Origin of the sequence: Ferruginibacter sp. (genome assembly GCF_031430955.1) — a bacterium.
GTDB lineage: Bacteria > Bacteroidota > Bacteroidia > Chitinophagales > Chitinophagaceae > Ferruginibacter.
The window spans coordinates 1-12,021 of record NZ_JANPCM010000060.1 but is presented as its reverse complement, the minus strand read 5'-3'; the positions used below and the strand labels follow the sequence as shown (position 1 = coordinate 12,021).

Genomic DNA, 12,021 nt, shown 5'->3' with positions numbered 1-12,021 from the left:
CTTTTCCATACCAGGTAAAAAAAAGATTTGGTAATATCCCTTTCCTGAGTTACATCATTTTTTCTAATTTCTCCATTTTGTGGATTATTATTGATCACTAAAAAGTTAGCTATAAAACTTAATAACACTTTCTTTTTAGTTGCAGGCGAATCTGGTTTAAGTACAGTAAGTTTAAGATCTTCGTACAGTAGGGTAGAAGTTCCTTTTGCCATAAGATCGTTGCCGCTTAAATTGAAAGTTAATTTATTGAACCTTCCTTTTTTTATGGCTATCATTCCCAGAGGCTCCGACACAGGGTTTAATGCTGTAGCATCATAACTGCCTCCTGTGCCTGAAATTGTAAAAGCCCCGTTAGCAGTATTTAAAGGCAACTGCCAGTTAGTTTGAATATTACTTACTCCTAAAAATGAAGCTGTAGCATTTACTGTCATCATTTCATTTTTTGCAATAGCATTTTTAATATTGGTTACATTGGTAACTGTACCATTTACATTTTTAAAAAATACAACACCGGTTTTTTCTGATATTGCACCTCTTTCTTTATAAGCTACATAGCTGTCTTTTACTATTATTTTTTTTATGCTTACCGGCATTTTTACTTTTTGCAAAAGCTGGTGGGGATATTTACCCACTTTGCTTGCCGGGTTGGGAGTAACCGTTCTGTCGTTAAAAACTTTTAAGGTAAGTTGCAGGCTTGCCATATCGGCAAGCAGTTTTTTTTCTGCAATCAATGTTTTTATTTCAACGCCGCTTAATGCAATATTTTTTAAATTGATATTGTACAGATCAGCCTGGTATTTTATACTTTTTGAAAAAGCAGCTTCGGTAAGTTGCGGCACTACTGCAAAACTGCTGATGTTTAAAGTTGACCTGGCGCTGTTGACATCAAAAGCACCTACATTCATTTTATAATTTTTATCCTCCGAAGGAAAAGAAAAACCATCTGCCGAAAATGCCCAGGTGCTGGTTTTAATTAAATTTTTTATGGTAACATCCGAAGATAATTTTTGAATATCAACCGCATTAAATTTTACATTGGTAAGTGTAAAGGGCGCAGCCGCAGGATTTTTTTTATCATAAACAAGGATTTTTGTGCTGCCAATCGAAATCTTATTTAACAAAGCTTCATCAAAATAATTATTATCAATTTCAATTTTATCGTTGGCACCATCGTTACTGCTGTTTTTTGTACGGTAAAAAGTCAGCAGGCCGCCATCACTTTTCAATTCCTCTGCCTTTAATTGCTGTTTTAAAATAAATGCATCTGTCGAAATATTAGTGAGCAAAGTATTATTAATATCAAAAATCACTTTGCCATCTTTATTTTTTTGCTGAAATTTTTTAAGGCGTATTAATTTTTCCGGGGCATTGTATTCTACATCTGTAAAAGTGGCAATATTATTTCCTGTTTTAATGTACACCTCTTTCACTTTTGCCACCATATCTTTTACAAAATAGCTGATTACATTTTGATAATCTTTTGTACTGTCTATCCTGAAATTTTTCAATACTACAGAGATATCTTTTAATGCAGTATGCGGTTCGCCGGATTTATCGGAAAAATTTACCACACCATTTTCTATTTTTATTTCTTCAGACCTGATACTTTTAAATTTGCCCAGCATTTTTTCGTAAATAGCCAGCGTATCGTAAGTGCCGTAAGTGTCTTTTTCTTTTTTACCCGAATTAATGATGTACACAACCGGGTGGCGGATGAGTATTGATTTTGCCTGAATGGCGGTACTGCTGATAAGCCCGGGGATATTTGCACCTTTAATGGTCAATTCATCTAAATGAATATTGTAAACAGTAGTGGAAGATGCAGTATCAAAATCTGCTAATTGTTTTTGCAAAGAATCGGATTGCAAGGCCACATTATAGAAAGAAGCATTACCGGTAATTTCATCAATTGATGAACTGTCGTACTTAATAAAATATAAACTGTCGGTTTCATTATTTACAGCGGTTTTTATTTTATCTTTTATAAAACCTTTTTTAATTTGCTGCCAGTAAATCCAGCCACCAAAAAGTACCGCCACCAAAATAACACCTGCAATTTTTATTGATTTTTTCATAATAACTTTATAGTATTGCAAGCCTAAAATGGCAAACCTAATGCAATGTTTAAAATAAGATTTTCTCTCCGCCATGCACTACTGCCAAAATCAAATTGATTCAGTACCCATCTTTGTCCATCAGGTAAAAAAGGTTTTCGTAAGGGGATACCTAAGTCGGCACGAATAATTAAAACAGTAGCATCAAAACGGATTCCAAAACCCGATGCAACGGCAATTTCTTTATACCAGCTTTTACTTAACTTTCCTGCCGGGCCAAAAAGTAAAGTGTCTTTCGTCCAGATATTTCCTGCATCAATAAAAATAGCGCCACTTATACTTGGTGTAAATGGTATCCTTAATTCGGAGTTGAACAATATTTTATAATCGCCACCAATAATTTGAAAGAAGCGTTGATTTTCTGCAGTAGGTTTATAAGTCCCCGGCCCTAAACTTCTTATTCTAAAACCACGTATAGAACTTGAGCCTCCAATAATATACTGTTTAGAAAATGGAAGCAAAGCAGAGTTGCTGTAAGGCATGCCAATACCTATTTGAATACGGTTTGCGAAATCCAATTTGTTGGGCAATGCCCTGGTATAATGGAAATCAAAATCGGTTTTTACATATTGTGCAAACGGGGTACCGAAAATTGTTTTTTCTCTGAATTTTTTTGCACCTGTAATTAAACCGGCAATATTACCCGACAGATCTAAACTGGCATTAAAATAAATTTTATTTTTTCTGTTGCGCTGAGCACTGTTGTAGGTATACGAAAAGTAAGTACCCAGTATAGCTTCGGAATAAACATTTAATAAGATAGCTGGCGTAACTAATGCCTGTTTGTAAAAGGTATCAGTAACACCGGTAGCATTAAGGTAGCTTAGCGAAAATGGTGCAACAGTAAATTCATTTCTTAAATTTTGTTTCCAGGTAAAATCATATTGCAGGCGAAATAAATTTTTTGTGTAAAATAATTGCCTTCGATATAGTTCGTAACCCAACAATAAATTGGTATTGGGCGGAAAAAAATTATTTTCTTTTAAGTTAAAAAAAGGGATAGCATACCGGGGAAATTTTATGCTGACTTCTCCACCAATACGGTAACTGTTGTTGTTGCGGAGAGAATCTGCAAAAGAAACTTCAAAACCGGTATATGCTTTTATGGTTAGCAATTCGGCACCATGAAAAATATTCCTGTTTTTCCAGTTAACACTTACCTGCGATCCAATTATATTATTTTCTTTAGAAAAAGCATCAATGGATGCCTGCAGCGATTTCTTTTTTGCAGGGGTCAAATAGTAATACACATTCATGCGGTGCAAATCGCCGGAATCTTTTAGGGCTTCAAACCTGTTTTTTACAAATTTAAAAGCGCTGATATTGATAAAACGGTTGAGCGTTGTATTTTGTGAACGGCTGTTGTATACGCTGCCAGGCCTGTAAGTAATGTTTTGTGCAAACAGACGGTTATTGAATTTTTTTGTGGTGTCTTTAATTATTAAATTATCAAAACGGTTAGCACCATATAAACTTGTATCGAGTTGCGGAGATATTAAAGTGTAATTAGGAAATACAATAATGTTGTTGATCTTGTAGGCATGTTTTGCCTGCTCCGGAATAGTTTTTTTAACGTTTAAGTATAATGCTACTTCACGGTTACCAATAGTACTGTCGGCATAAGCCATTAAATAATCAGGATTAAAATAATAATAGCCTTTGGTTTTTAAAAAAAGATCCAGCTGGTCTCTCTCTGCGCTGATGTCGCTTAAGCGATAGGCTTGCCCGGTTTTTAAAATGCCATTATTTTTTTGACGTTGCTGCAATAATTTTAAAAGATTTGAACTGTCACTCACCCAGGTTATACTTTTTATTTTGTACTGCGGTTGCACATGTGCGGTATAAATGGCTTTGGTAAAATAGCCGCTGTTAGCAGTGTCGCCCTGTACAGTAGTATGAAAATAGCCTGTGTTTTCCATAAAGGATTGCATATTTTCTGCAGTAACTTTTGCATTTACCCTGCTGCTTAGTACAGGAGCTTCTCCCAATCTTTTTCTTAAAAATGCACGCAAACCCTTTTCCTCTTTTTCCGGATCGGGCTCGCCAATTTTATACCACCACCAAACTTTATAAGGCTGGCCGAATAAAAATTTATTTGCCCTTGGGGTAACAGCAAGCTTTAATTGCTTTTTTAAATTTCGGCTTGTAGTTTTAACATCAGGATTTTTTTTAACTGTAACAGTGGCGCCCCTGTACAATTTTTCGCCTGGCGGTAAAAAACGCTGCACACTGCAGGAAGTTAATACTGCTAAAAAAAATAATGCTGTTAAATATTTAATTTTCATCTGCACTTATTATAAACTATTTCTTTTTTCTTCTGAACAATTCATTAAACTTTTCGTAATCGATCGTGGCAACAAAACCCACACCGGTTTCTACCACATAACCATCTATCACCACTTCAAACTGATTTTTGCGATAAGCCCTTAATAAATATTTTCCATCTTTGGTAAGTTTATAACCAATGGTAACATCGGGTATAAAACTGTTGTTTTGTTTATCTGCTGCATTTTGCCCCTGCACACCAAAATTTTTACCAATGCTTACGGTTAACTTATCATCTAAAAAAGTTTTGCTTAATGCCACATTAAGATCGGTGCGCTGGTTGTTGCCGCCATTGGCATAATCACGGTAGCTGTTTAAATTAAGATCAATGTCAACACCCTTCAATAAATTACCGGCTATTTCATTTAAGGCCGATGATAAAAACTGGCTTACACTCTGTCGGGCAATATCATTAAAGTCGTCGCCATTGCCTTTAAAAAAGTCGCTGCTTTGTTCACCGGTAAATCTGCCTAATAATAATAAAGAAAAAACCTGTTTGTTTGTTGCAGATTCATCGCCTCTTATTTGTGTAAGTTTATTTTCAATGGTGGTTCTTAATTCGCTGCTTATGGCAGAATTATCATCTGGTAATTGAATATCAAATTTAATTTCGGGCCTGCTTAACACACCGGATAAATATAATATAACTTTAAAAGGAACTTTTTGATTGAACGAATTGGAAAGCAGCGGATCTACTGTTCCTACTTCGTTGGCCAGTAAATCTTTTGCAGAAGTAATTACTGTATATGCAGCTGTAGCATTAATTCTTGCCCTTAATGGTTCGCCGGCAAAATAAATACTGCTGCCTTTTACCAAGGTGAATTTTCGTTGTAAAAACTGGTAATTAAATAAATAGTAACCATTATCTAATTCATAATTTCCTGCCAGTACAATATTGCCGCCGGGGTCAACACCTGCATTTAATTGTGCGTCTCCCTGCACTTTAATTTCATCGCCTGTTGCCGGATCAATAAGAATAGTTAAAGCGGCACGTTTGGGTACTTCTATATTTAAATTGTAATTGAGAAATTGTGCAAAATTTGATTGTACTTCTTTAGCTTCCACAAAAGGAATAACAGGAGGGTTGATATCAAAAGTATCCCGGTCGATAAAACGCACAATCGTTCTGCCTTCATCTTTACTGTAACTTCTTTCGGGCACTACAATCCTTACATTGCTGTTTTCATTTACATAAATATCTCCCTGTATATCCGGCGCAACAGCATTGCCTGTTACAGAAATGTTTGCGTCTATTGAAGCAAAACCATATAATTCGTTGTTGATGGCTTTAGGCGCATTCAGTATAATAAAATCTGTTGCATTAATATCCAGGTTAAGATCAAATAGTTTTGATCTGTTAACTGTTATTGATCCATCAATTTTCATTTGATGATCTAAAGAATCACGAACAATAAAATTATCCAGCTTCACGGCAGGATGATTGAAAGTAATTTTTTGATTATCTATTTTAAATGCTGTGCCTAATTGAGTAATTGTAAATGCAGTAGTATCAAAATTTAAACTGCCTTTCCATACAGGTTCAGCAAATTTTCCTGATGCAGTAAAATCGCCCCACACATTTCCTTTAGTATTTTTTATTGCACCGCCTGTAAAACCCTGTAATGTGGTAATATTTAATTTTTTTACATCTGCTGTTGCATCAAACTCCTGTAACTCATTATTTAAATAATAATTTCCTTTTGCAGTTACGTCGTTTTCATTTCCTGTTAATGCAATGGTGGCAGTAATATTATTTTCGGATTGTTTTTGTGCAAAGGCAGTTACATCTCCCAACGGTTGCTGCATTATGGCAAGGTTGGCTATGGTAAGACTACCGGTAAATGCCGGCAATTTTTTATTAAGATCATTTACTTCAATTTTAGCATCCATTATGCCGCTGGCAAAAATGGTATCGTTATTAATAATGGAACTGATACTTTTTAAATTAAAATTATCTATTACAACATCAATAGGGCTGTTATTAACCGGCTGCCTGCTGCTGATAAAAATTTTGCTGGTATCGCTGGTGATAGAAAAATTATTGATGATCAATCCTGACGGAGAATATTTGATGTAATTATCAGAAGCTACTTTCCATTTTTCATAATTTAAAAGCAAGCTGTCTTTTAAACTAAAGGAGTAATAATCATCTTTGCTGTAAAAAGATGCCTTCAATCCAAACCAATCCTTTGCTTTATTATCCTGTGTTTGTGCATTAATTAAAATACTGTCGTTGGCAGCGCTGCCATTTAATTTGGTGCCGTAAAATGTATTGGCTGCATAATTTAAAGTATCAAAATTTACTGTATAATTAATGCGTTCGTTTTTTGATCCAATGGTCATGTTGCCATTTCTAACGGTGTTATTTTGATAATTAAGATAGGGAAGAGCAGCGGTAATATTTAATGCGCTGTCTGCATAAGCGGAGGCAAAACTGCCGTTAAAACTCACCTCTTCATAATCTTTTAAACCTGGCAAAACACCAATAAGAAATGGATGTTTTTTTATAGTGCCTTTAAAGTTTACCTGCTGATCATCGATTACTGCAGTATTTTTTGGAACAGCAATTTTATAATAGTGATTAATATATTGGATAACTGCATCCCCCACTTTATCATAATTAAAAGCGCCATTAGCATTTAAGTTTGCAAATGGTGCATTAAAAGTTATATCATCTTTACCATCTGCTGATGTGGCTAACAACGAAAGTGTATCTAATGCATAAAAGTTTTTACCCAACTGCATTTTTACAGAGTCGATGATGGTGTTTACATCAAGTTGGCGGGGTTGCAAATTATCCGCTTTTATATTTGCTAAGAGCGAAAAATTCAGTGTGTCATTATATAAATGTAATTTTTGCAATTGTGCGGTATCTACATTTACAAAACCATTTAGAGTGGGGTATTCGTTTTTTACATTTGCTTTTAAATCATATTGCAGTACCAGGTTGCTGTCGTTAATATTTCCTTTACTGTCAATATATCCTGCATTAAAAAATGCATTTACATTGGCGTTTTGATAATTGTATTTATTGTATTGCAATTGGTTTACAGCTGCAGTAATATCCGACCGCATAGTTTTATAATTAAAGCCTGTCCCTTTTGCTTTAAATGTCCCGGTAACATTTCCTAAAATACTATCCTGACTTATTAATTTGCCAATAGCAAAATTATTGGTGGTAATAAAAAGATCATATACTGCTCTTTCAGGATCTTTTACATTTTTAATAAAACCTTTTACAGTTGCAGGGCCATAGCTGCCATCTATTTTTGCATCGGCGGTAAGGTTGTTAATATTGCCTGATATTTTACCACTGATGATATTTTTTTCCGGCAAATTTATTTGTGGTGGTAAACTGCCAGCCGGAATAAAGCCCATGATAAAATTTTTATCAAAACTGCTTTTGCCTAAGGCAACATCATATTGCAGTGCAGCAGGGTTTAAAATATTTTTTAAATTTATTTTTCCATTTACTGCAAACCCTTTGCCGCTGGCTTTTATATTTGAAAACAATTCATTCCTGTTGCCGCTAATTCTGCCTGTAAGATTTATCGTTGCCGGCACTTGCGATAGTAGTTGCTGATTTTTTTTGGGCACAAACTTTAACAGGTCAACTTTTTTAATAAAGCTTCTATCTATATACAAATCATAATTAAATTTTGCTGCATCAGTTAAATTGTATAATGTGCCGTGTGCATTTACAGTGCTGCCCGATAAACCTGATAATTGTAAAAAGGGCAAATACACCATGGCAAGGTTGCCCCTTAACTCGGTATTAAAATTTACGAGGTTGTTAGCAAACTGTGCAGGAGGAAAAGTTTTTTTAAGAAATGGAGCCAGTAAGTAAAGATCATTAAAAGCAATGGTGGAATTTTTAAGTGTGGCTGAAATTAAACTGTTACGTGGATTTTTTGTAATGGCAGCAATGCTATCGTATTTAATTTCAATAAAATCCTGTATTAAACTTTTGGGATTTTTTACATAAAGGTCTTTAGCAGAAAAAATAGTGTCGGTCATTAAAAAATCTGCATGTGCTGTATCTATTTGAAAACCGCTGGTATCTTTAAATTGAAGTTGATTTATTAGAGCAGCCGTTTTATTTACCGAGTAATTAAAATTTACAATATCGGCACCCAGGTTTTTTACATCAAAATGTCCAAAATCAAAACCATCTTTTATTGATAAGTTATTATCATCAAATTTTATATTGTTGTTTGAAAGCAAAATTTGCTTTGCATTTATCATCCATGGAATTATAGTGGTATCAATTACATTCCTGGCTGCAATTTTATTTTTTGGATTAGTAAACCTGATAGTGGAACTGTCCAGCAAAATGGTATCAGCAGTTGCTGTAGATTGGGCCAAACTAAACAACACATTACTTAAACCAAGTTTTGTAACGTTGTTAGAATAATACAGCCCCGATATTTTATCTTCAACAATTACATTTACATCACTGATATTAAAATGTGCTGCCGTAAGAAAAAATTGATAGCCGGGTTTTTTAATGGTATCAACAGATGGCGAAACAGTGCTATCCTTTATTTTTTCTTTATAATTGTTCATAAAAAAATTAATACCAGATGCTGTAAAATTTTTAATTGCAAAATTTGTTCTGTCGGGTTGAAATTTATTTAAAGTGGCATCAAGATTTTTTATGCTGGCATTAAAATCTGACCCATCGTGTTTATCTTTAAACTGTAACACAACGTTAGTAAAGATTAAACGGTTTAAGGTTAATTTTAACTCTGCTGTATCGGTATTAACCTGGCTAACAGGTTTGTTGCCGGAGAAGGCGTTTATTAAAAATTCGTAGTTAAACAGTGTATCATTTTCGGGCCGGTTTACATTTAAAAAAATATTTTTGAATAATAATTTTTGGATATCGGTATTGCCCCTCATCAGTTTAAACATATTGATGTCGGCAGAAATTTGTTGCCCAAAAATTAAAGTATCTTTTTTTTGATCTTCGATGTAAACATTATTTATTTCTATCCATTGCGGTAACCTGTAATCGATGGAACCGATTACCACTTTTGTTTTTAATTTATCGGTAAGATAATTTTGTACCTGGTTTTTTACAACTTTTTTTCCGATGGGTAGATTAATAAAGAGAAAAAAAAGACACAACAAAACGATCACTCCTGTAAGTGTGTACAATACTATTTTGCCCGCTTTTTTTATTGTTTTTTTATAAGGCATTTATTGATGCAGTGTTGAAAATAATTTACTTGTTTAAGCGGTCATTTAAGCTTTTAGCTAATTTGTTTTTCACCGGCTGCCTGTATAATGAAATTATTGTGCCGTTACCGCTCCATGTAAGTTTCATTTAATTAGTGGAAATTCTCCAGTATTTCTTCTCAATATGTGGAATTTGTTCCTCACACAATCCAGGTGCCATACGTTTGCCGTATCTGCATCAATTGGTACAACTTTTGAAATTTTATTATTACAAAATACTAAAAATCCTCATTATGCAGCACATTAATCACGACACAAATTTTCAATTTTTAAAGAAAAAAATTAAAGAAATAAAAATGGCCATGTTCAGAACTGAAATAGATACTGAACTGAAATTACCTAATAATATCATTCAGACTTTTAGGGTTGACAACGATGGCACTGTTTGGTTTTTTACATCATGCAATGGGAACTATTCAGATAATATTGACCGTAGTTTTTATGCTTATCTTAATTATTATAAAAAAGGAAGCGGCTGCCGTTTGCAGTTAAGCGGTGTTGCTACCATTGTTGAAAATGGAGATGATGGTTTAATTTCAATTGATACTGCAACAAGAATGGTGCTGGTAAAAATGAAAATTATGCAGGCCGAGTATTATGAAAATAAAGTTTTTCCAAATGTTACTTTTACTGAAAAAGTAAAGAGTGCCATACATCAAATATTTCCAACGGCTGCACACAGGAGCTATAATTTTTTAAAATAGATTTTGTACAAATTAATATTTAAGAATTGTTTACTACGGGTACCCTAAATTACTTTAAAATTGATTCTATTATTTTACATAAAACTTTAAAAAGTAAAACATGAATAATTTTTTTAAAACTTTAATTGCCGGATATGCTGGGTGGAAATGGGGAGGCGGATGCCTTGGAACAATTGCTGTATTTGTTATAGTTTATTTTTTGCTCGGTAACGTACACTGTTAAAAATAGCTGCACCTTATTAAATGGTTTTGTTTAAAATATTGCTGCATCAATGCATGTTTTGTGTTGATGCAGTTTTATTTTTGTCTTGTTTAAATTTTATTAAATTTAACTTTGTTATATAATTTTAACCATGCAGCCATTTTATAAAAATAGATTTGAGGAGATTTTTAAACAACTCAACACATCTGCTAATGGTTTAAACAATGATGCAATTATGGAATTGCAACAACAATTTGGTACCAATACATTGCAGGAAGCCAAACAAAAAAGTAAATTTCAAATCCTCCTTTCACAGTTTACAGATGTAATGATTATTATTTTAATTATTGCTGCCGTTATTTCATTTGTGGTGGGGGAGCATACCGATGCCTATGTTATTTTGGCGATCATTATTGGCAATGCCTGGATGGGTTTTTCGCAGGAATACAACGCCGAGCAATCGGTAAGGATGCTGCAAAAAATGTCGGCACAATTTGCACTGGTATTACGCAATAACAAACCTTTAAAAATAGAAGCAAAGGAATTAGTCCCCGGTGATATTATTTTACTGGAAGCCGGTGATATTGTTCCTGCCGACGCAAGATTAGCTGAAGTACATTCCTTTAAAACTGATGAAGCATCGCTTACCGGAGAAAGCCATACAATTGAAAAGAAAACAGCAATCATCAATGAAGAAAATCTTGTACCCGGCGATCAGCACAATATGATTTTTAAAGGAACTATTGTAAGCAACGGGTCTGCAAAAGCTGTAGTAACGGCTACAGGCATGAAAACGGAGATAGGAAAAATTGCAGGGTTGATGGAAGTGGCTGCACAAAAAACACCTTTGCAAAAAAGGTTGGCTGTTTTTAGTAAACAACTTTCTGTAATTGTATTAGTTATTTGTGCAGTTGTATTTGGTATCGGATTATTACAGGGGCAACCTGTATTTGCAATGTTTCTTACTGCATTATCACTGGCTGTTGCCGCACTGCCCGAAGCATTACCTGCAGTAATAACCATTGCACTGGCATCAGGCGCAAAGCGCATGGTAAAACAAAATGCATTGATGAGAAAATTACCTGCAGTAGAAACGTTGGGTTCTGTTACATATATATGCAGCGACAAAACCGGTACGCTTACCCAAAATATAATGACGGTAGAAAAAATGCAGGCGGCGCCGGATAAAGAAGATTTATTGAAGCATGCGATGATACTGAATAATGAAGTAAAATTTTCTGATGAAGGTTTGCTCGGTGATTCTACCGAAACCGCATTGGTAGATCATGCTATCGAGAAGGGACATACAAAAGAAGGATCGGATAGCGCTTTTCCACTTTTGGAAAAATTGCCTTTCGATTCTGAAAGAATGCGGATGAGTACTTTACATCAGCATGGGGATAAATGGATTTTATTTGTAAAAGGCGCCCCAAAA

At 34.3% G+C, this 12,021-nt stretch carries 5 protein-coding genes; 2 read left to right on the top strand and 3 right to left on the bottom strand.

From position 1 onward, the window contains the following. From ACY65O_RS01675 to ACY65O_RS01665, 3 genes are all read right to left on the bottom strand, one after another. The coding region (locus ACY65O_RS01675) for an AsmA family protein (protein ID WP_462219113.1) at positions 1 to 2,075 on the bottom strand (2,075 nt) is incomplete at its 3' end. A 23-nt stretch (positions 2,076 to 2,098) separates the two neighbouring features. Further along, on the bottom strand, positions 2,099 to 4,399 hold the full coding sequence (gene tamL / locus ACY65O_RS01670) for a translocation and assembly module lipoprotein TamL (RefSeq protein ID WP_462219112.1): 2,301 nt from the start codon (positions 4,397 to 4,399) through the stop codon (positions 2,099 to 2,101). Between the two features lie 16 nt (positions 4,400 to 4,415). After that, positions 4,416 to 9,641, bottom strand: coding sequence for a translocation/assembly module TamB domain-containing protein (locus ACY65O_RS01665; RefSeq protein WP_462219111.1), 5,226 nt, complete (start codon positions 9,639 to 9,641; stop codon positions 4,416 to 4,418). Positions 9,642 to 9,913: 272 nt separating this feature from the next. On the opposite strand from ACY65O_RS01665, the gene ACY65O_RS01660 reads away from it, so the two are divergent. Both ACY65O_RS01660 and ACY65O_RS01655 read left to right on the top strand, forming a co-directional pair. Next, positions 9,914 to 10,384, top strand: a complete 471-nt coding sequence (locus tag ACY65O_RS01660) for a pyridoxamine 5'-phosphate oxidase family protein (RefSeq protein WP_462219110.1) — start codon at positions 9,914 to 9,916, stop codon at positions 10,382 to 10,384. Between the two features lie 353 nt (positions 10,385 to 10,737). Continuing rightward, a partial coding sequence (locus ACY65O_RS01655; protein WP_462219109.1) for a cation-translocating P-type ATPase occupies positions 10,738 to 12,021 on the top strand: 1,284 nt, incomplete at its 3' end.

Bases quoted from the DNA above. Each gene is read 5' to 3' on its own strand.
- tamL (WP_462219112.1), bottom strand. From the start codon at position 4,399: ATGAAAATTAAATATTTAACAGCATTATTTTTTTTAGCAGTATTAACT.
- ACY65O_RS01665 (WP_462219111.1), bottom strand. From the start codon at position 9,641: ATGCCTTATAAAAAAACAATAAAAAAAGCGGGCAAAATAGTATTGTAC.
- ACY65O_RS01660 (WP_462219110.1), top strand. From the start codon at position 9,914: ATGCAGCACATTAATCACGACACAAATTTTCAATTTTTAAAGAAAAAA.